The sequence below is a fragment of the Hymenobacter persicinus genome, from assembly GCF_004167665.1.
Lineage (GTDB): Bacteria > Bacteroidota > Bacteroidia > Cytophagales > Hymenobacteraceae > Hymenobacter > Hymenobacter persicinus.
On the sequence record NZ_SEWE01000013.1, the window covers coordinates 1 to 21,223 of the forward strand.

Below are 21,223 nucleotides of genomic sequence, written 5' to 3' on the forward strand. Positions count from 1 at the left end.
CGGCTCCCCGGAATGGGGAGCCGCTTTTTTGTTTTTCAGACAGACTTTGGGAGACTAGCCGGAGCTAGACAACCCGACCGCCGCGGATAACGCGCAGCAGGATGGCGATGATGGCGATAACCAGCAGGATGTGAATCACATTATTGCCGGCCAGACCTGCGCCGAGTACGCCGAAGAAGCCGAGGGCCCAGATGATAATCAGGATGACGGCGATGATGTACAGCAGATTTCCCATGGTGGTTGGAGGTTGGTTGGAAAGCTGGAGAGAGAAACAAATCACTTTAAAGCCGGTTGAATCTGGTTGGATTCACGCTGTAAGGCGATTTGCGGTTTTGTACGCGGGCCTTTTCAAAAGGATATATCTCAATAAAAAAATTTAGCACTCCGCGGGGGGCTTCTCGCCTAAAACCCCGTTGAAGACCTGCAAAAGCACTTTTCTGCACCTATACTTTTTTTACATGCCCCGGGGATTGGCGCCCAGCGGCAGCTTGGGCACCCGTGAAATTCGGCTTAGCTTTGTGCCGCTGCCGACTCCGTTTCCCCGGACCGGGAGCGGCTTTTTCTTTCCCACCCTCCTTTTTTCCGCTCTGCATGATCAACGTTGCCGTTATTGGCTCGGGTACCATGGGCAATGGTATTGCCCACGTGTTTGCCCAACACGGCTTTGCCGTCGCCCTGATTGATATCAGCCAGCCCGCCCTCGACAAAGCCTTAGGTACCATCGGCAAGAACCTGGACCGGCAGGTAGCCAAAGGCGGCCTCACCGACGCCGACAAAACCGCTACTCTGGGTCGGATTCGCACCTTTACCAGCATTGCCGAAGGCGTGCAGGGCGTGGGCCTGGTGGTGGAAGCCGCCACTGAGAACGTGGAGCTCAAGCTCCAGATTTTCCGCGAGCTGGACCAGCACGCCCCCCAGGATGCCATTCTGGCCTCCAACACCTCCTCCATTTCGATTACCAAGATTGCCGCCGTTACCAAGCGGGCCGACAAGGTCATCGGCATGCACTTTATGAACCCGGTGCCGGTGATGAAGCTCGTGGAGGTGATTCGCGGCTACGCCACCTCCGACGCCGTGACGACCCAGATCATGGACATTTCGCGGCAGCTGGGCAAAACGCCCACGGAGGTAAACGACTACCCGGGCTTCGTGGCCAACCGCATTCTGATGCCGATGATCAACGAGGCCATCATCACCCTGTTTGAGGGCGTGGCCGGCGTGGAAGAAATTGATACCGTTATGAAGCTGGGCATGGCTCACCCGATGGGCCCGCTGCAACTGGCCGACTTTATCGGCCTCGACGTGTGCCTGGCCATCCTGCGGGTGCTGCACGAGGGCCTGGGCAACCCCAAGTACGCCCCCTGCCCCCTGCTGGTGAACATGGTGACGGCCGGCCGCCTGGGCGTGAAGTCCGGCGAGGGCTTCTACACCTGGGGCCACGGCACCAAGGACCTCATCGTCGCCGACCGGTTCAAGAAGTAAGTCAGCAGCACAAACTTTAGCACAAGCCCTTCCCGAGTTGTCGGGAAGGGTTTTTTGCATCCCGCAAAGCCTTTGGGACTAGTGCCGGGGGCCGGCGGGAGGCAATAACCCTCCCGGGACTTGTCTCGGCGGGCTTTGGGAAGCCCACGAGTGCTTCGGGACTTGTGCTGATGGGCTTCAACACTTACCAAAACGCTGCGGGACTTGTCTCGGCAGGCTTTAGCATTTGTAAAAACGCCTCGAGACTTGTGTTGATGGGGTTTAGCACTTACAAAAATGCCTCAAGACTTGTCCCGGCCGGCCGCTGTACTTACCAAAGGGCGCCGAGGCTGGTCCCGGCCGGATTTGGGCGCCTGGGCGGGGGCGGATGGTGCAGCGGATTGACGGTTCCGCCGGAAACCTTCAGTCCGGAAATTCGCTTATAAGCGTATCTCTTTCGAATTACACTTTTCGCAGATAACAGAATGGAACAAGCCACATTTGGCGGCGGCTGCTTTTGGTGCACCGAAGCCGTATTTCAGAATCTGAACGGGGTGGAGAAAGTCGTGTCGGGCTACACCGGCGGACGCATTGCCAACCCAACTTACAAGGAAGTTTGCAGCGGTCTGACCGGCCACAACGAGGTGATTCAGGTAACCTACGACCCCAAGGTTATCAGCTACGAGGAGCTGCTGGAGGTATTCTGGAAAACCCACGACCCGACCACGCTCAACCAGCAGGGCAACGACGTGGGCACCCAGTACCGCTCGGGCATCTACACCCACAATGAGGAGCAGCAGCGCCTGGCCGAAGCCTACAAGCAGAAGCTCACCGAGGCCGGCGCCTTCGAGCGGGGCATTACCACCGAGATTCTGCCGCTCAAGGCCTTCTACCCGGCCGAGAACTACCACCAGAACTACTACAACCTCAACGGCTCGCAGCCCTACTGCCAGTTCGTGGTCAAGAGCAAGGTCGACAAGGTGAAAGCCGTATTCGGCGACAAGCTGAAGAAGTCGGTGGCGTAAGTGCCCGGATTGCTGTTAACAAAAAAGCCCGCTGGTTAGCGGGCTTTTTTGTTGGGGGAAACCGGCCTAATAGCCGTGCTCCTTCTCATATTCGGCCAAGTAGTGCTTGAGTTCGTGAGCAGTACTGGTGACTGTAACAGACCCATCGTATCTGTTCACGATGAATGGCGCATTGCCAAGCAGACCGTAGCCTATATCCTTCGTTTCCAGAAACCTCTTGGAATTGTAGACAAAGATCCAGCCGTATGGCTTTGTAAGAATATGCTTGTCAACAAGTACACAATCCGTTACGGCATACGGGTCACCATAGGAATTGGCATTCAGCTTTTCCAGTTCACACAAAGCAATTAGGTATGCTTCTTCAAAGCTGAGCATGTTCTGCAGCGTTTACACGCTCACCCCGAAGTCGCGCAGGGCGTCGTTGAGCGAGGTTTTCAGGTCCGTGCTGGGCTTGCGCTGGCCGATGATCAGGGCGCAGGGCACCTGGTACTCGCCGGCGGGGACGGTCTTGGTGATGGAGCCGGGAATCACCACCGAGCGGGCCGGCACGAAGCCTTTATACTCCACGGGCACTTCTCCCGTCACGTCGATGATCTTGGTGCTGCCGGTGATGGTCACGCCGGCGCCGATAACGGCCTCCTTGCCCACGTGGCAGCCTTCGACCAGGATGCTGCGCGAGCCGATGAAGGCGCCGTCCTCGATAATCACCGGAGCCGCCTGCACGGGCTCCAGCACGCCGCCGATGCCCACGCCCCCGCTCAGGTGCACGCCGGACCCAATCTGGGCGCAGGAGCCCACCGTGGCCCAGGTGTCGACCATGGTACCCTCGCCCACCCAGGCGCCGATGTTCACGTAGCTCGGCATCAGAATCACGCCGGGAGCCAGGTAGGCGCCGTAGCGAGCCGTGGCCGGCGGCACCACCCGCACACCCTGGCCGGCATAGTCGGTTTTGAGGCGCATTTTGTCGCGGTACTCGAAGGGCTTCAGCTCGATGGTTTCCATCTGCTGAATCGGGAAGTAGAGAATAACGGCCTTCTTCACCCAGTCATTGACCTGCCACTGCCCGTCGGCGGTGGGCTCGGCCACGCGCAGGCGGCCCTTGTCGAGCTCCTCAATAACGGCGTGAATGGCCTCGGTGGTACGGGTTTGCTGGAGCAGGCTGCGGTCGGCCCAGGCGGCTTCGACGAGTTCTTGCAGGTTGGTCATGGGTTGGTCTTTCGTTGGTGGTTTCTGGTTGCTGACCGGCTAAAAACCTACTTCGGGAGTCGGGCGGCCCAACCAAGAAGTGCAAACTTACCATCTTAGCGGCCACAATGCCGCATCTTCAGGCTCCGACCGTCGTTTTACTGGCCTCCGTGCTCAAGCCTACGGACGATACGCGCATGCACGAGAAGTTCGGACGCACCCTGGCCCAGCGGCCCGGCTGGCAGGTGCACGTGGCCGGCCGCGCGGCCCCACCCTCGGCCGAGGCCCCACCCAACCTGCACGCCCATCCTTTGCTGAACGGCTCCCGCCTGAGTCTGGCCCGGCTGGGCGCCCAGGCCCGCTACTGGCGCCTGCTCGGCCGTCTACAGCCCGACCTGGTGGTGGTCCACGCCCCGGAGCTGCTGCCGCTCACCGTGCTCTGGCAGTGGCTGCGCCCCGCTCGGCGCCGGTTTATCTACGACGTACGGGAAAACTACGCCCTAAACGTGACCACCCAGCAGGTGTACGGGGGCCTGACCCGGCGCGGGCTGGCCACTGCGCTGCGCTGGGTGGAAGCCCGGGCGGCCGGCCGGGCCAGCGGCCTGGTTCTGGCCGAGCAAAGCTACGCCACGGAGTTGCCCTTCCTGGCCCGGCTGCCCGCCGGCCGCGTGGTGGTGCTGGAAAACAAGTACCAACCCGCTTCAGGCGAGGTGCTGCCGACTTCGGCCCAGCCCCTGCCCGGCCCCACCGAGCCGCTGCGGCTACTTTACTCGGGCACTATCTCGGAACTGAACGGCGTGTTTGAGGCCCTGGACTTCACGGTTCGCCTGCGCCAATACTGGCCCCAGGCTCACCTGACCATCATCGGCTACTGCCAGCAGCCCGACCAGCTGCGGCGCCTGGAGCAGGCCTTAGCGGCTGCTGGGGGCGCGGCTACGCTGGTCGGGGGCGCCGCCCCGGTGCCGCACCAGCGGATTCTGGCCGAAATCCGGCGCAGTCACTTGGGCCTGCTGCCCTACCGGCCGCACCCCAGCACCTGGCGCTGTCTCCCGACCAAGCTCTACGAATACCTGGCCCACGCCCTGCCCGTGCTGATTCCGCCCAATGCCCTCTGGCAGCAGCTGGTGGCGCCGGCCGGCGCGGGGCTGGTGGTGCGCTTCGACGCGCCGGCGGACCTGGCCGGGCTGACCGAGCAGCTTTCCCGGGGCCGGTTTTACGCTCAGGGGCCACCCGCGGAAGCGCTGTGGGCCGCCGAAAGCAGAAAATTGTGGGCATTCCTGGATAGTATCGGGTAACTGCCGACCTTTGCGCCCCGTTACAGAAAAAACGGCCGGGGCTTTTTGCTACCTTCGGCTCCTTTTCTGCTCTCTCTCCCGCCTATTCCCACTTTTCTTATGAGTACCCTCCGACATTCCGAAATTGCCGGCGTCGGTCATTACGTCCCCGAGCGGGTTGTGACCAATGCCGACCTCACCACCCTGATGGAAACCACCGACGAGTGGATTCAGGAACGCACCGGCATCCGGGAGCGGCGCTGGTTTGAGGAAGGCAAAGACACCACCGCCAACATGGGCGCCAACGCCGCTCGCAAGGCCCTGGAAATGGCCGGCCTCGAGCCCGACGACGTGCAGATGATTGTGTTTGCCACGCTGTCCCCCGATTATTTCTTCCCCGGCTCGGGCGTGCTGCTGCAGCGGGAACTCGGCATCAAGGCGCCCATCCCAGCCTTCGACGTGCGCAACCAGTGCTCGGGCTTCGTCTACGCGCTGAGCATGGCCGACCAGTTCATCAAAACCGGTATGTACGACACGGTGCTGGTCGTGGGCTCGGAAATTCACTCGTCGGGCCTCGACATCAGCACCCGCGGCCGGGGCGTGTCGGTGATTTTCGGCGACGGCGCCGGGGCCGTGGTACTGCGCCCCAGCACCCGCGAAGGGCACGGCATTCTGAGCACCCACCTGCACGCTCAGGGTGAGCACGCCGAGGAACTGATTGTAAAGGAGCCTGGCTCCAACCGCAACAACCGGGTGCAGTACGTGGTGGCCAATGAGCTCGACATGTACCCCTACATGAACGGCCAGAACGTGTTCAAGCACGCCGTGGTGCGCTTCCCGCAGGTTATCAAGGAGGCCCTCGACCAGAACGGCATGCAGCCCCAGGACATCGACATGCTGATTCCCCACCAGGCCAACTTGCGCATTACTCAGTACGTGCAGCAGAAGATGGGCCTCTCCGACGACAAGATCTACAGCAACATCCAGCGCTACGGCAACACCACGGCCGCCTCGGTGCCCATTGCCCTGAGCGAGGCCGTGGCCGAAGGCAAGATCAAGCGCGGCGACCTGGTTTGCCTGGCCGCCTTCGGCTCGGGCTTCACCTGGGCCTCGGCGCTGATCAAGTGGTAGTGCTTGGCTGAGTAGTTCCGGCTTTGGCCGGACAACCAGGTTTTCAAAACGGGGTAGCGGGCAGGTTGCTCCGCTGCCCCGTTTTTTGCTAATATTTGCCCCGGCCTCCGCCCAGCAGCGGCCCCATTGTTCACCCTTGTTACCGATCCGTCCGCTTTGCCTAGCTACACCGAGGAAAATTACCTGAAGGCCATCTACAAGCTCTCGGAAGCGGAGCCCGGCGTGGAAGTGAGTACCAACCGCATTGCGGAGGTCCTCCAGACCCGGGCTGCCTCCGTGACCGATATGCTGCGCCGGCTTGGGGAGAAAGAATTGCTGCACTACCAACGCTACCGGGGCGTGTCGCTCACCCACGAAGGCCGGCGGCTGGCGCTGCTTACCATTCGCAAACACCGGCTCTGGGAAGTGTTTTTGGTGCAGAAGCTGGGCTTCAACTGGGACGAGGTGCACGAGGTGGCCGAAGAAATGGAGCACCTGCAGTCCCCGCTACTCATCCGCCGCCTCGACGAGTTCCTGGACTTCCCCCAGTTCGACCCCCACGGCGACCCTATCCCGGCCGAGGACGGTGCCATCCTGCGGCCCCGCCACCGCCTCGTGGCCGACCTGCAGCCCGGCGACGGCGGCACCGTGGTAGCCGTCAAAAACACCTCCGCGCCGTTCTTGCAGTACCTCGATAAGGTCGGGCTAAGCCTGGGCGCGCAGCTTGAAGTCCTGGACAAGGTATCGTTTGACAACTCGTTAGAAATCAAAGTAAACAACAACGGAACGGCGTTGATTTCGGCGGAAGTAAGCCGTAATCTTTTCGTGGCGGGCTAAGCGGCGAGCCTGCCGTTCTAATGCCGCAGGAGCGGGGTTCCGGGCCGGCCTGCGGCGGCGTTTTCTATCTTTGCGGCCCGTTCACTTTTTCCCGCTGCCGTGGCCCTTCCGCTTCCTCTCGCGCTTTCCGATACCATTGTGGCGCTGTCGACGCCGCCCGGCGCCGGCGCCATTGCCATGCTGCGGCTCTCCGGCCCCGAAGCCATCAGCCTCACCGACGCCGTATTTGCCGGCAAACGCCTGCGCGACCAAGCCTCCCACACCCTGCACTTCGGCACCATCCGCGACCAGGACCGCATTCTGGACGAGGTGGTCGTGTCCTTGTTTCGGGGGCCGCACTCCTACACCCGCGAGGACGTGGTCGAAATCAGCTGCCACGGCTCCGACTACATCGTCCAGCAGATTCTAGCTTTGCTCACCCGCCGGGGCGCCCGCCTCGCCGAAGCCGGGGAGTTTACCAAGCGTGCCTTCCTGCACGGGGCCTTTGACCTGGCCCAGGCCGAAGCCGTGGCCGACCTGATTGCCGCCGACTCGGCCCTGTCGCACCAGGTGGCGCTGCAGCAGATGCGGGGCGGCTTCTCCCAGGAGCTGCGCGAACTGCGGGGCCAGCTGGTGAAGTTTGCGGCCCTGCTGGAGCTGGAGCTCGACTTTGGGGAAGAAGACGTGGAATTTGCTGACCGCACCGGGCTGGTAACGCTGCTGCAGGAAGTGCAGACCCTGGTTCGTCGGCTGCTCCGCTCCTTCGAGCTGGGCAACGTCATCAAGAACGGCGTCACCACCGTCATTGCCGGCAAGCCCAACGCGGGCAAGTCCACCCTGCTCAATGCCCTGCTCAACGAAGAGCGCGCCATCGTCTCGGCCATTGCCGGCACCACCCGCGACCTGATTGAGGACGAGGTCAGCATCGAGGGCATCCGCTTCCGCTTCGTGGATACGGCCGGCCTGCGCGACACCACCGACGTGGTCGAATCCATTGGCGTGGAGCGCACCAAGAAGCGGGTAGCTCAGGCCGCTTTGCTGTTGTATCTATTTGATATAACGAGCACTACCCCCGCGGAAGTTCAAGCGGAAATTGAAGCGCTGAACCCAGGCCGGCTGATTCCGATGCTGGCCGTGGGCAACAAGCGCGACGTGGCTTCGGACGAGGAAATCACGGCCTTTCAGGACCTGCCCGACACGGTGCTCATTGCCGCTTCCCGCGGCGACGGCCTCGATGAGCTCCAGCAGGAACTGCTGCGGCGGGTGCGCGGCGAAGGACTTGACCGCACCGGCTCGGCCACCATCGTCACGAACCTGCGCCACGCCCGCAGCCTCGAAAAAACCAGTCAGGCCCTCGACAGCGTGCTCACCGGCCTCGGCCAGGGCACTGGCACTGAGCTCTTAGCCGCCGACCTGCGTCACGCGTTGGCCGCGCTGGGCGAAATAACCGGTGAAATTTCGTCCGACGACCTTCTGACGAGTATATTTACGCAGTTTTGCATCGGGAAATGACCATTGTCAGGGCCGGCTAACTTCCCCCGAAACTACTCGGCAAGCCGCTCATTACGCCCGGCAAACCGGTTTTTTAGCCTTCTCATTTTCAAACAACACCCTGGGGGAAATTGTAGTATAGAGTTGAAACGCACCGGAATTTTTCCGGCTTGCCGGTAATTCTTTAGTTTCGCCCCGCAACCACCCTCTAACCAACCCCTATGGCAGAGTCTGCTGAATTGATCCTGGACGGGAAGTCCTATTCCCTGCCCGTCATCGAAGGTACCGAACACGAAAAAGCATTCGACATTGGCAAGCTGCGCGACCAGACCGGTTACGTAACCCTCGATTCGGGCTACAAAAACACCGGTGCCACGAAAAGCGCCATCACGTTTCTCGACGGCGAGGAAGGTATTCTGCGCTACCGCGGCTACCCGATTGAGCAGCTCGCGGAGAAATCCAGCTTCCTGGAAGTAGCCTACCTGCTGATTTACGGCACGCTGCCCACCCAGGCGGAGCTGGCCAACTTCGGCGACCAGATCACCAAGCACACGCTGGTGCACGAAGACGTGCGCAAGATTTTCGACGGTTTCCCGTCGGCCGCTCACCCAATGGCCATTCTGAGCAGCCTGATCTGCTCGCTCACCGCCTTCTACCCCGAAAGCGTGTCGCCGGACTTGAGCAAGGAGGAAATTGACCTCAACGTTATCCGGTTGATGGCCAAAATCTCCACCATTGCGGCCTGGACCTACAAAAACAACATGGGTCACCCGCTGAACTATCCGCGCAACGACCTCGACTACTGCTCCAACTTCCTGTACATGATGTTCAGCTTCCCCACGGAGAAGTATGAAATCAACCCCAAGGTGGTCAGCGCCCTCAACAAGCTGCTCATCCTGCACGCCGACCACGAGCAAAACTGCTCTACCTCGACCGTACGCCTGGTGGGCTCGGCCAACGCCAGCCTCTACGGCTCGGTTTCGGCCGGCATCAACGCCCTGTGGGGCCCACTGCACGGCGGCGCCAACCAGGAAGTGTTGGAGATGCTGCAGGCCATCCAGAAAGACGGCGGCAACACCCAGAAGTGGGTGGACAAGGCCAAGGATAAGAACGACTCGTTCCGTCTGATGGGCTTCGGTCACCGCGTCTACAAGAACTTTGACCCCCGCGCCAAGATCATCAAAAAGGCTGCCGACGAAGTCTTGACCGCCCTGGGTATTGACGACCCGCTGCTCAAGATTGCCCAGGAGCTGGAGCAGGCCGCCCTCACCGACCCGTATTTCGTTGAGCGCAAGCTGTATCCGAACGTCGACTTCTATTCCGGCATCATCTACCGCGCCATCGGCATTCCGACCGAGATGTTCACGGTGATGTTTGCCCTGGGCCGCCTACCCGGCTGGATTGCCCAGTGGAAAGAGATGCGCGAGAACAAGGAGCCTATCGGCCGTCCGCGTCAGATCTACACCGGCGAACTGGAGCGTGACTACGTCAGCATCGAAAAGCGCTAGGTTCAATTAGCCATCGTAAAAGAAAAAGCCCGCTCACGAGCGGGCTTTTTCTTTTACGATGGGTGCTGCTTACGTCAAATTTACTGCGCATTAACGGCCACGGTGCTGATTTTAGCTTCGTTGTAGGCGGCCAGCTGCCGGGGCTGGAGCACGGCGGCCAGGTCCCAGTCGTAGCGGGCTTGAAGCTCAGCAAGCTGCTCATCCATCTTGACGGGCTCCGCGGCAAAGCGGGCTTTGATGGTTTCCATCTCGCTCATCATCACCAGATTCAGGCGCTTTACCCGCACGTACTGGCCTTCGCTGAGCTTGGCCGTTTCGGCAATGCGCCGCGACAGAGACGTCACGCGGCTGTGCAGGGCGGCCTCGTTGGCCACCACATTCTGGGCCAGCAATACCGGCGCCCCAAGCGTGAGCAGTAGACAGGCGGTGGTGTAGATCTTTTTCATAGAACAGTGGTGGGTTGGAGTGAAACGATGGAAAGTCAGGGCGAACTACTACATAAGAATACGCATTCTATTATATAATAGCAATATTTTTTATAAATAAATTACAATGTACCTGACAACATACTTTTAATAGCTGCTGCATCCTGAGGGCATTGTCGCCAAGCAAAAAAGCCCGCGGTGAGGCGGGCTTTTTTCCGGATGCGAGGCGCAGTTTAGCGGGGCGTGCTGCCGAGGGCAGTCATCGTTTCCAGCGACTGGTGATACATGGCTACCTGCTTAGGCCGCAGTAAGGAGGCAAGGTCCATCTCATAGCGCATCTGGGTTTCGGCCAGGTGTTGATCCATAATGGAGGGGTCGGCAGCGAAGCGCGTCTTGAGGTCTTCGGCTTCGGTGAGCATCCGAATGTTGAGCAGCTTCACCTTGAGGTATTGCCCTTCGTCCAGCTGCACTTTCTTAGACATGGAGCGGGTCATGGCAGTAGCGCGGGCCTGAATGGCGGCCGTGCCCCCATCCGAGTCGGCGGCCAGTGCGGCAACCTGCAACCCAAGCAGCATAAAGGCGAAAACGTAGGCTTTTTTCATTGTGTGAACGGTTGGTGAAAAGGAAGAGAAAAGCGAATGGTTGGTAGTCTGATGGCAAGCTGCCGGGTGGGCCTACTACAGGGAGGAAATAGGATTGCCGGGCGGCGTTGAGGAATCAGAATACCCAAAGATAATACTTTTATTTAAACATAAAAAGATTTTTTATAACTATTCTACTTTAAAGCTTTTTTACATCGCCCCTCCCCCACTCAGAATCAGCGTTTTAAAAATCCCAGAAAAAAGAAATACTGCAATAAAAAAAGACCCGCTGCCGGATGGCAACGGGTCTTCGAGCGGGATAAACACCCGGCTCTTTACAAAATGCGGAACTCAATCCGGCGGTTTTGCTGGCGGTGCTGCTCGGTGTCGTTGGCACCCAGGGGCTTGGTTTCGCCGTAGCCTTTGTAGCGCAGCCGCGTGGCTTTCACCCCGTGCTCCACAAGGTAATTATACACCGAGCGGGCCCGGTTCTGCGACAACGTCATGTTATCAGCATCGGCGCCCACGTCGTCGGTGTGGCCGGATATTTCCACCGCCACCTCTTGGTACTGGCGCATAAACTGAATCAGGCGGTTCAGCTCCGTGCGCGACTTGGGCTTGAGGTCAAACTGGTTGGTGTCAAAAAACAGGTTGTTGAGCACGATGCTGCGGCCGGCCCGCAGGGGTTCGAGGTAGATGTCGAGCGTGAGCGGGTCGAAGCTGCGCTTATCGGAGTAGTCGAAGCTCAGGCTCTTCATCAGGTACTTGTCGGCCGCGGCGTACATGGCGTACTGCCGGCCCTCGTTGAGCACCACCGTGTAGTCGCCTTCCTCGGGGTCGGAGGTCACGAACTGGGTTAGCTCGTCGGTGAGCAGGTCGTAGAGCTGCACATCGGCCTTGATGGGCTTTTTGGTCATGGCATCGAAGACCCGACCCTGGGTGTAGGTGCTGGTTTCCCGGGCTTTCACGGGCGGGGGCACTTCGAAGGCAAACAGCTCCACCGGCCGTTCCCGCTCCGACTTGGTGCCCGGCTCGGCGGCCCGGGAGCGGGAGCAGAAGCCGCGGCGGTTGTCGGAGGAAATAAACAGCGAGGCTTCGTTTTCGAACGTGTTGAGCGGGTAGCCCAGGTTCTGCGGGTCGCTCCACTTGCTGCTGGTGCCGGAGCCCTGCAGCTCGCAGCGGTACACGTCGAGGCCGCCCATGCCCACGAGCCCGTCGGTGACGTAGTAGAGCGTGGTGCCGCTGGCGTGAATGAAGGGCGCCATGTCCTTGCCCGGGGTATTGACCGGCTCGCCCAGGTTGCGGGCCAGGCTCCAGGTGCCGTCGGGCTGCAGCGTGGTCACGTAGATATCTTCCTGACCCTTACCACCCCGGCGCGTGGAGGTAAAGTACAGCGTGCGGCCGTCGGCCGACAGCGTGGGCTGGGAATCCCACTCCACGGAATTGACGTTGCGGCCCAGGTTCTGGGGCTTGCTCCAGTTGTTGCCGGTGCGCCGCGAGATGTACAGGTCGCAGTTGCCGACGGCGTTGGGTCGGTCGCATGAGGCAAAAACCAGCGTTTTGCCGTCGCCGGAAATCGTGCCCGCGCCTTCGTTGTAGGGCGTGTTGATGGCCGTGGAAATGGGCACCGGCTGGCCCAGGGAGCCGTCCTTGTTCTGCTTGGAAATGTAGAGGTCCTCGTCACTCTGGGCCGTGGGCCGGGCCGTGTAGAGCAGGAAGCGGTTGTCGGCCGTCAGGGCGGGGAAATACTGAAACCGGAAAGTATTGAGCGGTTCGCCGAGGCGCTCCGGAGTCACGCCCACGGGGTTAGCCATGGCTTTCACGGCGTAGTCGCAGTTGAGCAGCTGGCGCTGGGCCCGAAACACGAACCGTTGGCCCTTGGGGGCCGTCTTGATATAGCGCCGGTAATTGTCGCCGGCCGTGGCGTAGTCGCCGAAGCTCATGGCCAGGTCGCCGAGGGTGTAGTAGTCCAGGGACCGGGCCGGGTCGACGGGCATCTTGCTCAGGCCACTGCGGTAGGCTTCGAAGGCCCCGCGGTTTTCGCCCATGGCCTTCAGCAGGGAGCCCTTGAGCACGTAGGGCTCCCCCAGCGAGGGAAACTTTTCGTTGAGCTGGGTCAGGGTTTCGAGGGCCTTGTCGAAGTTGCGGTCCTTGGCCTGCTCCTTGGCTTTTTCAAACAGGTTGCGGGCTTTGGTATTCGCAATCGGCTTGCTCTGAGCCACTGCCGAACCGGCGGACAGCACGCTGAGAGAGACGAAAGCAACGGGGAGTAGTAGCAAACAGCGCATAGGGCGGGAAGCTACGGAATATCGAGGTATTTATGCGTCTGTAAAGAGACCTGCCAGCGCGGATTCTGCTTCACATAATCCACTATCTGCGGGGTCATTTGGGCGGCCCGGCTCCATTCGGGCTGCAGGTACAGGCGCGTGTGCTCCCCGACCTGGGCGGCGTGCTCCTCGGCCCACTTAAAGTCGCTCTGGTTGAAGACGATTATTTTCAGCTCGTGGGCCTGGCGCAGCACCTCGGGCAGCGGGGCTTTAAACTTCTTGGGCGACACGCAGATCCAGTCCCACTCGCCGCTGAGCGGGTAGGCCCCGGAGGTTTCAATCCAGTTCTGGCAGCCCGCGGCGTGCAACTCGGCCGTCAGCTGGGTCAGGTCGTGCATGAGGGGCTCGCCGCCGGTGATGACCACGTTGCGGCCCGGGTGCTCGAGTACGGCGGCCACCATCTCGGCCACGGCCACGCGCGGGTGGGCGGCCATGTCCCAGGACTCCTTCACGTCGCACCACACGCAGCCCACGTCGCAGCCGCCCAGGCGCAGGAAGTAGGCGGCGCGGCCGGTGTTGAAGCCTTCGCCCTGAATAGTGTAGAACTGCTCCATCAGGGGCAGCGCGGCCACCGCCGGCGCGGGGGCCGAGGGTGCCGACGTAACGGGAAGTACGTGCAGCAAAACGAGAGGAAAAAGGTAAGGTCCGGTTTCGAGAACCGGCCGGGGCACCACAGCACCCCGGCCGGTTCTCGAAACCGGACCCCAAAATTACGACAACCCGCGCAGGTTTAAAAGGTTGGCGAGCAATAAGTCGGCTTAGCGCGGGTAGACCTCGCCTTTGGCCGCCCGCAGGGTGTTGAGCAACAGCATGGCAATGGTCATAGGGCCTACGCCGCCGGGTACGGGCGTGATGTAGCTGGTTTTGGGCGCTACCTCCTCGAAGTTCACGTCGCCGCGCAAGGCCCAACCGGCCTTCTTGGTGGCGTCCTCCACCCGGGTCGTGCCCACGTCGATAACCACCGCGCCGGGGCTGACCATGTCGGCCGTCACGAAGCCGGGCCGGCCCAGGGCCGCCACCAGAATATCGGCGGTGCGGGTTATTTCGGCCAGATTCTGGGTGCGCGAGTGGCATAAAGTCACGGTGCAGTTGCCAGGCTCCAAGTTCTTAGCCAGCAAGATGCTAACCGGCGTACCCACAATGTTGCTCCGCCCGATTACCACGCAGTGCTTGCCATCGGTAACCAGCTCGTAGCGCCGCAGCAGCTCCACGATACCCGAGGGCGTGGCGGGCAGCAGGGCCGGCAGCCCGGCCACCATCCGCCCGATGTTCATGGGGTGAAAGCCGTCCACGTCCTTCTCGGGCCGGATGGCTTCGATGACCTTATTGGGGTCGATTTGCGCGGGCAAAGGCAGCTGCACGATAAAGCCGTCGATGGCCTCGTTCTCGTTCAGGGCTGCCACCTGGGCCAGCAGTTCGGCCTCGGTGATATCGTCCTCGAAGCGCAGCAGCGTGCTCTCGAAGCCGACCCGCTCGCAGGCCAGCACCTTGTTGCGCACGTAGGTTTCGGAGCCCCCGTCGTGGCCGACGAGGATGGCGGCCAGGTGCGGGGTTTTCAGGCCGTCGGCTTTGCGCTGGGCAACCTCGGCGGCAATTTCCACTTTGATGTCTTCGGCGGTCTGCTTGCCGTCGATGAGGCGGTAGGTAGCGGGGGCTTCGGAAGTGGTGGTCATAGAAGGGCTATTCTTGGTTGGCTTTCTGGTTGGCTTCGTGGAGGGCAATAGCTTCGCGGCCGGACTGGAGAATGTTCTTCTCCATCTCGGGCCAGTCGTCGCGCCAGCGAAACTTGAGCTCCTGGCCGCGGCGGATTTTCTCCAGCTGCATTTCGGTCGTACAATCCTGGGTGAGCTTGTTGTTCATCGGGGTAGCGTTAGTCACACAGGGCTGTTGCCAGAAATGCATGAAGTGAAAAAAAGAAGCGCAAAAAAAACGCGGCTCGGGGGCCGCGTTTTGGTAAAATCAGTCGAGTTTAAGGACCGCCAAAAAGGCTTCCTGGGGTATTTCCACGGAGCCCACCGAGCGCATCCGCTTCTTACCCTCTTTCTGCTTTTCGAGCAGCTTGCGCTTACGGCTGATATCGCCGCCGTAGCACTTGGCAATAACGTTTTTGCGCAGGGCCTTCACCGTTTCGCGGGCAATGATTTTCTGCCCAATCGACGCCTGAATGGCAATATCGAACATCTGGCGGGGCAGTAGCTCGCGCAGCTTCTCGCAGATGCGCTTGCCCCAGTCGTACGACTTGGAGCGGTGCACGATGGCCGACAGGGCGTCAACCTTCTCGCCGTTGAGCATGATGTCGAGCTTGACCATGTCGGACTCGCGGAAGCCGATCAGCTCGTAGTCGAGCGAGGCGTAGCCGCGCGAGATGGTCTTGAGCTTGTCGAAGAAGTCGAACACGATTTCGCCCAGGGGCAGCTCGAAGTTCATTTCCACCCGCTCGGAAGTCAGGTAGCTCTGGCCCTTGATGATGCCGCGCTTTTCCATGCACAGCGTGATGATGGCACCCACGTACTCCGAGGCCGTGATAATCTGGGCCTTGATGTAAGGTTCCTCGATGTGCTTGATCAGGTTCGGCTCCGGCATCTCGCTCGGGGCGTTGATGGTCAGCAGCTGGTCTTTGGTGCCGGTGGCGTGAAACTGCACGCTGGGCACGGTAGTGATGACCGTCATGTTGAACTCCCGCTCGAGGCGCTCCTGCACGATTTCCATGTGGAGCATGCCCAGGAAGCCGCAGCGGAAGCCGAAGCCCAGGGCCGCCGACGTTTCGGGCTCCCAAACCAGGGAGGCGTCGTTGAGCTGCAGCTTTTCCATCGAGGAGCGCAACTCCTCGTACTCGGTGGTATCGACGGGGTAAATGCCGGCAAATACCATCGGCTTCACGTCTTCGAAACCGACAATGGCTTCCTGGGTGGGGCGGGCCACGTGGGTGATGGTGTCACCGACCTTTACCTCCCGGGCTTCTTTGATGCCCGAAATCAGGTAGCCCACGTTGCCGGCCGAAATTTCCTGGCGGGGCTCCTGGTTGAGGCCCAGAATACCAATTTCGTCGGCGCCGTACTCCTTGCCGGTGGCCATGAAGCGGAGCTTGTCGCCCTTGCGCATGGTGCCGTTCTTGATGCGGAACAGTACTTCAATCCCGCGGTAGGAATTGAAGACCGAGTCAAAGATCAGGGCTTGCAGGGGGGCTTCCGGGTCGCCCTTGGGAGCCGGAATTCGCTCGCAGATGGCGTTCAGGATGTTCTCGATGCCGATGCCAGCCTTGCCCGAGGCGTGAATAATGTCCTCGAGGTCGCAGCCGATCAGGTCCACGATTTCGTCGGACACTTCATCCGGCATGGCATGGGGCAGGTCAATTTTGTTGAGCACCGGAATGATTTCCAGGTCCGAGCCGATGGCCAGGTACAGGTTGGAAATCGTCTGGGCCTCGATGCCCTGGGAGGCGTCCACGATGAGCAGGGCGCCCTCGCAGGCGGCAATGCTGCGCGAGACTTCGTAGCTGAAGTCGACGTGGCCGGGGGTGTCAATCAGGTTCAGCGTGTACATTTCCCCTTTGTAGGGGTACTGCATCTGAATGGCGTGGCTCTTGATGGTGATGCCCCGCTCCCGCTCCAGGTCCATGTTGTCGAGCAGCTGGGCTTGCATGTCGCGCTTCGAGACGGTGCTGGTGAATTCCAGCAGGCGGTCGGCCAGCGTGCTTTTGCCGTGGTCGATGTGGGCGATGATGCAGAAATTGCGGATGTTCTTCACTAGTGGCGTATTTTCTAGAAACGAAGGTAGGCAAAACCGCCCGCAAATGCTATTCGGGGCCCGTCGGTCCGGCCCGGCGGCGCATGCAAAAAGTCTGGGGCCGGCCCCGTATTTTTAGCCCCGGTATTTGTTTTCCCTCTTTCTATGTCTGACGCAACCGGGGCCGAATCGGGCGGCCGCTCCGCCAAAACCTTTATCACGGCCTTCAACAGCACCGTTATTTACCTGCTGACCTACCTGCTGCTGCAAGGCCTCTACCAGGCCGCCACCGTGCGCATGGCCCGGCGGCTGGGCATTCCCGGCACCTGGCACGTGAGCAGCATCACGTTCAGCATCACCGACGCGGAGTGGTGGCGCCTGGCGGTGCTGGCCGTCTACGGCATCGGGCCGGCCGTGTGCGCCGTGGTGGGGCTGCTGGCCGCGCTCTGGTTCTGGCAACGGGCCCGCCTGCAGCGGGGCCTGCTCAAGCTGGTGCTGCTCTGGACGGCCCTGCACGCCTGCAACCTGGTGCTCGGGGCCCTGGTCGGCGACACGTTCGTGGAAAACTGGGCCTGGTACATTCCCAGCTGGCTGTTTCTGGCCGGCAACGGCCCCAACGTGGCCCTGGCCGTGGTGGCGGCCCTGCTGCAGTTGGCCATCGGCTACTTCGCCGCCGTGGCTTTCCTGCAGAGCCACGACTCCATCACGCTCATGCAGTACAGCAACCGCCCCCAACTGATCCGGGCCGGCATCCTGGCGCCCTGGGTGGTGGGCAGCTTGGTGCTGACGGCGCTGAAATGGCCCGAGTTGAGCCGCAATGAGCTGTTTCACTTCCTCACCATGGGCCTGCTGCTGGTACCCATGGCCCTGCACAGCGCCCGGGAACCCTTCGACCTGACCCTGCCCAAGTCCCAGAAAACCCGGCTTTCCTGGACCCTGCTGGTGGTGGCCCTGGTGCTGGCCGCCGCTTGGCGCGTGATGCTGGCGCCCGGCCTGCAGTTTTAAAGCCGGCGCCGGCTCAACCTTCCGGGCCCGAGTGGGGTACAGCTAGGCAACCAACCTTTCAGCTTTTCCCACCATGAGTATTCTCCTCGAACAAGCCCAGAGCGCCGTGCGCGCCGCCCAGCAAAAAGCCCTCGAACTGGGCGTCAAGATGAACATTGCCGTGGTCGACGCCGGGGCCAACCTGACGGCCTTCGCACGCATGGATGGCGCCTGGCTGGGCTCCTTAGACATCTCAATCCGCAAGGCCAAGACGGCCCGCTTTTTCGACATGCCCACCGGGGAGCTGGGCAAACTCTCCCAGCCCGGGGGGCCACTCTACCACATTGAGCACTCCAACGGCGGGCTGATAACCTTTCCCGGCGGGTTGCCCATCCTCGACAGCAACGGCCGCGTAATTGGGGCCATCGGCGTGTCGGGCAGCTCGGTGGAAGACGACCACGCCGTGGCCCAGGCCGGCGCAGGGGCCGTGCGCGACGTGCACTAGGCCCGCGCCGATTTTTGGCTATTGCCACTTTCTGACCTGCTTACCAGCCGGACTCCTGCCTCAAGGGTCCGGCTGTTCGTTTGCGGGCCGCTACCCCCGAATTTAGCCTCAACCCCCGCCCGGCGGCTGCGTAAGCCGGAAAGCGCGAGCTGGTCTGCCATCCGCGCGCCTTGCTCCCACTCCACACCACCTTAGCTATGAGCGTCAAACTTAATTCCGCCGCCGTCACCTACGCCAAGGAGCTGATCCGGGCCGGCAAAGTCAAGCACGATGAAGGCCACTGGGGTCAGCACAACCCTGACTCCGGGGCTGAAAACAAGTTTCTGGACCAGCACGACATGGCCGAGTACGCCAAGTGGCACCTGGGCCAGGACGCCAGCCACGGCGAGGACACCAAGGGCCGCTACAAGTTTCCCTACGGCGACTTCAGGACCGTGCACCGCGACGGCCTCGTTGCCGCCAAGGAGCGCGCCGCCCAGCAGGGCTACCACGACATTGCAAAGGCCGCCGACGAGCTGCTCCAGACCCTGGACAAGCAAGCTACCCGCTGACAAGCCCCTAGTATGCTCTGCCCGCCTCGTGCGGGCTATTTTTTTCACTTCCCTACTTTCTTTCCCTATTCCAATGGCCAAAGCATCTAAATCCACCCCTAAACCGGCCGACGCCGGCTCAACTGCTGCCGACGCAAAATCCCGGGACCTGGAGCAAAACCGCGAGTACGGCGCCGGCGAGCTGCTGACCTCCAACCAGGGCCTGCGCATCAACGACGACCAGAACTCGCTGAAGGCCGGCGAGCGGGGCCCCACGCTGCTGGAAGACTTCCTGCTACGCGAAAAAATCACCCACTTCGACCACGAGCGGATTCCGGAGCGGGTAGTGCACGCCCGCGGGGTGGCCGCCCACGGTTACTTCGAGGCCTACGACAACGCCAGCCAGTACTCCAAGGCTCACTTCCTGCAACCCGGGGTGCGCACGCCCATCTTCACCCGCTTCAGCACCGTGGCCGGCTTCCGCGGCTCCACCGACATGGCCCGCGACGTGCGCGGCTTCGCGGTGAAGTTCTATACCCAGGAGGGCATCTACGACTTCGTGGGCAACAACATCCCGGTGTTCTTCATCCAGGATGCCATCAAGTTCCCGGACCTGATTCACGCCGTCAAGCCCGAGCCCCACAACGAAATTCCGCAGGCCGCCTCGGCCCACAACACGTTCTGGGACTTTATTTCGGCCAACCCCGAGTCCATGCACATGGTGCTGTGGGCCATGTCGGACCGGGCCATTCCGCGCAATCTGCGCATGATGGAGGGCTTCAACGTGCACACCTGGCGCCTGATTGACGCCCAGAATAAGTCGCGCTTTGTGAAGTTTCACTGGAAGCCCAAGCTGGGCATCAAGTCGGTGGTCTGGGACGAGGCCCTGCAGATTTCGGGCAAGGACCCCGACTTCCACCGCCGCGACCTGTGGGACAACATCGAGGCCGGCAACTTCCCCGAGTGGGAGCTGGGCGTGCAAATCGTGGAGGAGGAAGACGAGTTCAATTTCGACTTCGACCTGCTCGACGCCACCAAGATTATTCCCGAGGAACTGGTGCCCGTCACCATTATCGGGCGCATGGTACTGGACCGCAACCCCGACAACTACTTCGCCGAAACTGAGCAGGTGGCCTTCCACCCCGGCCACGTGGTGCCCGGCATCGACTTCACCAACGACCCGCTGCTCCAGGGCCGCCTGTTCTCGTACACCGACACCCAGCTTACCCGCCTGGGCAGCCCGAATTTCCACGAAATTCCGATTAACCGCTCCGTCGCGCCCATTCACAACAACCAGCGCGACGGCCACATGCGCCAGCAGATCAACGTGGGCAAGAGCAGCTACGCGCCCAACCTGCTCAACAACAACGAGCCCCGGCAGGCCAAGCAGAGCGAAGGCGGTTTCGTGAGCCACCACGAGCGGATCGAAGCCCACAAGGTGCGCGCCCGCAGCAAAAGCTTCGTCGACCACTACTCCCAGGCCCGCCTGTTCTGGAACAGCCAGGCCGAAATCGAGAAAGTGCACATCATCAAAGCCCTGCGCTTTGAGCTGGGCAAGGTGGAAGCTGAGTCGGTGCGGCAGCGGATGCTGATGCAGCTGAGTTTGGTGGCCAGTGAGCTGGCCAGCCGCGTGGCCAAGGGCCTGGGTCTGGACGTGCCGTCGGCCGACGGCGTGCAGCTCAACTACACCCTCGGCGCCGATGCCGACGTGGCCGCCCACCAGTCGAAGCCCGCTACCGGCAACGAGGCCAAGTCGGACGCGCTGAGCATTGAAAACTCGCCCTACAACAAAAAGAAGAGCGTCGAAACCAAGCAGGTGGCCATCCTGGCCGCCGACGGAGCCGACGGGGCCACCATTGCCGCGCTGACGAAAGCCCTGGAAGCCCAGGGAGCCGTAGCCAAGCTGGTCGCGCCCCACCTGGGTCAGCTCAAGGTGAAAGGCGGCGAGGCCCTGCCCATCGACTTCAGCCTGCAAACCACCGCCTCGGTAATGTTCGACGGCGTGTACGTCGTCGGCGACGGGCAGACCCTAGCCCAGCAGCACGACGCGGTGCATTTCGTCAACGAAGCCTTCCGTCACTGCAAGCCCATCGGCGCCACGGCGGCCGGCCAGGCCCTGCTCAGCGAAGCGGCCTACGGCGGCGCCAAGGATATATTGAGCAGTGACGGCGTGACCATTGGCGACAACGGCACCGAGCAGTTTCTCACCGACCTGGCCACGGGCCGCTTCTGGAATCGGGAGCTGAGCGCCGGGCCCAAGGTGTAAACCGGCAAA

The 21,223-nt window shown here is 61.4% G+C and carries 21 protein-coding genes; 11 read left to right on the forward strand and 10 right to left on the reverse strand.

Features of this window, described 5'->3' with window-relative positions; all coding sequences use genetic code 11:
* Positions 1 to 64: 64 nt before the first annotated feature.
* Positions 65 to 235: a lmo0937 family membrane protein gene (locus EWM57_RS08105; protein WP_129920638.1), complete on the reverse strand. Its 171-nt coding sequence runs from the start codon at positions 233 to 235 to the stop codon at positions 65 to 67.
* A 356-nt stretch (positions 236 to 591) separates the two neighbouring features.
* Between EWM57_RS08105 and EWM57_RS08110 the strand changes: the two genes are divergently transcribed.
* Together EWM57_RS08110 and msrA are read left to right on the forward strand one after the other, a co-directional pair.
* Complete coding sequence (locus tag EWM57_RS08110; RefSeq protein WP_129920639.1) at positions 592 to 1,482, forward strand: 3-hydroxybutyryl-CoA dehydrogenase; 891 nt, start codon at positions 592 to 594, stop codon at positions 1,480 to 1,482.
* A gap of 464 nt (positions 1,483 to 1,946) precedes the next feature.
* On the forward strand, positions 1,947 to 2,486 hold the full coding sequence (gene msrA, locus EWM57_RS08115) for a peptide-methionine (S)-S-oxide reductase MsrA (RefSeq protein ID WP_129920640.1): 540 nt from the start codon (positions 1,947 to 1,949) through the stop codon (positions 2,484 to 2,486).
* A 66-nt stretch (positions 2,487 to 2,552) separates the two neighbouring features.
* On the opposite strand, the gene EWM57_RS08120 is transcribed toward msrA, so the two are convergent.
* Both EWM57_RS08120 and EWM57_RS08125 read right to left on the reverse strand, forming a co-directional pair.
* Positions 2,553 to 2,861 carry a YrhB domain-containing protein gene (locus EWM57_RS08120; protein WP_129920641.1) on the reverse strand — a complete coding sequence of 103 codons (309 nt, stop codon included), beginning with the start codon at positions 2,859 to 2,861 and terminating at the stop codon, positions 2,553 to 2,555.
* Between the two features lie 12 nt (positions 2,862 to 2,873).
* Positions 2,874 to 3,692, reverse strand: coding sequence for a 2,3,4,5-tetrahydropyridine-2,6-dicarboxylate N-succinyltransferase (locus tag EWM57_RS08125; RefSeq protein ID WP_129920642.1), 819 nt, complete (start codon positions 3,690 to 3,692; stop codon positions 2,874 to 2,876).
* 107 nt (positions 3,693 to 3,799) lie between these two features.
* Here EWM57_RS08125 and EWM57_RS08130 point away from each other — a divergent pair, with 107 nt between their 5' ends.
* The 5 genes from EWM57_RS08130 (at position 3,800) to EWM57_RS08150 (ending at position 9,870) form a co-directional block, all read left to right on the forward strand.
* Positions 3,800 to 4,966, forward strand: a complete 1,167-nt coding sequence (locus EWM57_RS08130; protein WP_129920643.1) for a glycosyltransferase — start codon at positions 3,800 to 3,802, stop codon at positions 4,964 to 4,966.
* Positions 4,967 to 5,065: 99 nt separating this feature from the next.
* The gene (locus tag EWM57_RS08135; protein WP_129920644.1) at positions 5,066 to 6,076 is read left to right on the forward strand and encodes a 3-oxoacyl-ACP synthase III family protein; all 1,011 of its coding nucleotides are present in this window, start codon (positions 5,066 to 5,068) and stop codon (positions 6,074 to 6,076) included.
* A 156-nt stretch (positions 6,077 to 6,232) separates the two neighbouring features.
* Positions 6,233 to 6,892: a metal-dependent transcriptional regulator gene (locus EWM57_RS08140; protein WP_129920645.1), complete on the forward strand. Its 660-nt coding sequence runs from the start codon at positions 6,233 to 6,235 to the stop codon at positions 6,890 to 6,892.
* A 177-nt stretch (positions 6,893 to 7,069) separates the two neighbouring features.
* On the forward strand, positions 7,070 to 8,383 hold the full coding sequence (mnmE, locus tag EWM57_RS08145) for a tRNA uridine-5-carboxymethylaminomethyl(34) synthesis GTPase MnmE (protein ID WP_242510020.1): 1,314 nt from the start codon (positions 7,070 to 7,072) through the stop codon (positions 8,381 to 8,383).
* 200 nt (positions 8,384 to 8,583) lie between these two features.
* Positions 8,584 to 9,870, forward strand: a complete 1,287-nt coding sequence (locus EWM57_RS08150) for a citrate synthase (protein ID WP_129920647.1) — start codon at positions 8,584 to 8,586, stop codon at positions 9,868 to 9,870.
* An 80-nt stretch (positions 9,871 to 9,950) separates the two neighbouring features.
* Here EWM57_RS08150 and EWM57_RS08155 read toward each other — a convergent pair whose 3' ends face one another.
* The 7 genes from EWM57_RS08155 to lepA form a co-directional block, all read right to left on the reverse strand.
* Positions 9,951 to 10,316, reverse strand: a complete 366-nt coding sequence (locus EWM57_RS08155; RefSeq protein ID WP_129920648.1) for a hypothetical protein — start codon at positions 10,314 to 10,316, stop codon at positions 9,951 to 9,953.
* Positions 10,317 to 10,528: 212 nt separating this feature from the next.
* Positions 10,529 to 10,897, reverse strand: coding sequence for a hypothetical protein (locus EWM57_RS08160; protein ID WP_129920649.1), 369 nt, complete (start codon positions 10,895 to 10,897; stop codon positions 10,529 to 10,531).
* A 314-nt stretch (positions 10,898 to 11,211) separates the two neighbouring features.
* Positions 11,212 to 13,164, reverse strand: coding sequence for an OmpA family protein (locus EWM57_RS08165; protein WP_129920650.1), 1,953 nt, complete (start codon positions 13,162 to 13,164; stop codon positions 11,212 to 11,214).
* 11 nt (positions 13,165 to 13,175) lie between these two features.
* Entirely contained in the window at positions 13,176 to 13,826 is a 651-nt protein-coding gene (locus EWM57_RS08170; RefSeq protein WP_394345407.1) for a 7-carboxy-7-deazaguanine synthase QueE, read from the reverse strand.
* A gap of 135 nt (positions 13,827 to 13,961) precedes the next feature.
* Complete coding sequence (locus EWM57_RS08175) at positions 13,962 to 14,876, reverse strand: bifunctional 5,10-methylenetetrahydrofolate dehydrogenase/5,10-methenyltetrahydrofolate cyclohydrolase (RefSeq protein WP_129920651.1); 915 nt, start codon at positions 14,874 to 14,876, stop codon at positions 13,962 to 13,964.
* A 7-nt stretch (positions 14,877 to 14,883) separates the two neighbouring features.
* Positions 14,884 to 15,081, reverse strand: a complete 198-nt coding sequence (locus tag EWM57_RS08180) for a hypothetical protein (RefSeq protein WP_129920652.1) — start codon at positions 15,079 to 15,081, stop codon at positions 14,884 to 14,886.
* Between the two features lie 81 nt (positions 15,082 to 15,162).
* Positions 15,163 to 16,950, reverse strand: coding sequence for a translation elongation factor 4 (gene lepA / locus EWM57_RS08185; RefSeq protein ID WP_129920653.1), 1,788 nt, complete (start codon positions 16,948 to 16,950; stop codon positions 15,163 to 15,165).
* Between the two features lie 144 nt (positions 16,951 to 17,094).
* Between lepA and EWM57_RS08190 the strand changes: the two genes are divergently transcribed.
* From EWM57_RS08190 to EWM57_RS08205, 4 genes are all read left to right on the forward strand, one after another.
* Complete coding sequence (locus EWM57_RS08190) at positions 17,095 to 17,934, forward strand: hypothetical protein (protein ID WP_129920654.1); 840 nt, start codon at positions 17,095 to 17,097, stop codon at positions 17,932 to 17,934.
* A gap of 73 nt (positions 17,935 to 18,007) precedes the next feature.
* Complete coding sequence (locus tag EWM57_RS08195) at positions 18,008 to 18,418, forward strand: GlcG/HbpS family heme-binding protein (RefSeq protein ID WP_129920655.1); 411 nt, start codon at positions 18,008 to 18,010, stop codon at positions 18,416 to 18,418.
* Positions 18,419 to 18,615: 197 nt separating this feature from the next.
* Positions 18,616 to 18,969: a hypothetical protein gene (locus tag EWM57_RS08200; protein ID WP_129920656.1), complete on the forward strand. Its 354-nt coding sequence runs from the start codon at positions 18,616 to 18,618 to the stop codon at positions 18,967 to 18,969.
* A 73-nt stretch (positions 18,970 to 19,042) separates the two neighbouring features.
* The gene (locus EWM57_RS08205) at positions 19,043 to 21,214 is read left to right on the forward strand and encodes a catalase (RefSeq protein WP_129920657.1); all 2,172 of its coding nucleotides are present in this window, start codon (positions 19,043 to 19,045) and stop codon (positions 21,212 to 21,214) included.
* The last annotated feature ends 9 nt before the right edge of the window (positions 21,215 to 21,223 follow it).

Excerpts from the sequence above, each read along its gene's own strand:
- EWM57_RS08105 (WP_129920638.1), bottom strand. The coding sequence starts at position 235 with ATGGGAAATCTGCTGTACATCATCGCCGTCATCCTGATTATCATCTGG.
- EWM57_RS08110 (WP_129920639.1), top strand. The coding sequence starts at position 592 with ATGATCAACGTTGCCGTTATTGGCTCGGGTACCATGGGCAATGGTATT.
- msrA (WP_129920640.1), top strand. The coding sequence starts at position 1,947 with ATGGAACAAGCCACATTTGGCGGCGGCTGCTTTTGGTGCACCGAAGCC.
- EWM57_RS08120 (WP_129920641.1), bottom strand. The coding sequence starts at position 2,861 with ATGCTCAGCTTTGAAGAAGCATACCTAATTGCTTTGTGTGAACTGGAA.
- EWM57_RS08125 (WP_129920642.1), bottom strand. The coding sequence starts at position 3,692 with ATGACCAACCTGCAAGAACTCGTCGAAGCCGCCTGGGCCGACCGCAGC.
- EWM57_RS08130 (WP_129920643.1), top strand. The coding sequence starts at position 3,800 with ATGCCGCATCTTCAGGCTCCGACCGTCGTTTTACTGGCCTCCGTGCTC.
- EWM57_RS08135 (WP_129920644.1), top strand. The coding sequence starts at position 5,066 with ATGAGTACCCTCCGACATTCCGAAATTGCCGGCGTCGGTCATTACGTC.
- mnmE (WP_242510020.1), top strand. The coding sequence starts at position 7,070 with ATGCTGCGGCTCTCCGGCCCCGAAGCCATCAGCCTCACCGACGCCGTA.
- EWM57_RS08150 (WP_129920647.1), top strand. The coding sequence starts at position 8,584 with ATGGCAGAGTCTGCTGAATTGATCCTGGACGGGAAGTCCTATTCCCTG.
- EWM57_RS08155 (WP_129920648.1), bottom strand. The coding sequence starts at position 10,316 with ATGAAAAAGATCTACACCACCGCCTGTCTACTGCTCACGCTTGGGGCG.
- EWM57_RS08160 (WP_129920649.1), bottom strand. The coding sequence starts at position 10,897 with ATGAAAAAAGCCTACGTTTTCGCCTTTATGCTGCTTGGGTTGCAGGTT.
- EWM57_RS08165 (WP_129920650.1), bottom strand. The coding sequence starts at position 13,164 with ATGCGCTGTTTGCTACTACTCCCCGTTGCTTTCGTCTCTCTCAGCGTG.
- EWM57_RS08175 (WP_129920651.1), bottom strand. The coding sequence starts at position 14,876 with ATGACCACCACTTCCGAAGCCCCCGCTACCTACCGCCTCATCGACGGC.
- EWM57_RS08190 (WP_129920654.1), top strand. The coding sequence starts at position 17,095 with ATGTCTGACGCAACCGGGGCCGAATCGGGCGGCCGCTCCGCCAAAACC.
- EWM57_RS08195 (WP_129920655.1), top strand. The coding sequence starts at position 18,008 with ATGAGTATTCTCCTCGAACAAGCCCAGAGCGCCGTGCGCGCCGCCCAG.
- EWM57_RS08200 (WP_129920656.1), top strand. The coding sequence starts at position 18,616 with ATGAGCGTCAAACTTAATTCCGCCGCCGTCACCTACGCCAAGGAGCTG.
- EWM57_RS08205 (WP_129920657.1), top strand. The coding sequence starts at position 19,043 with ATGGCCAAAGCATCTAAATCCACCCCTAAACCGGCCGACGCCGGCTCA.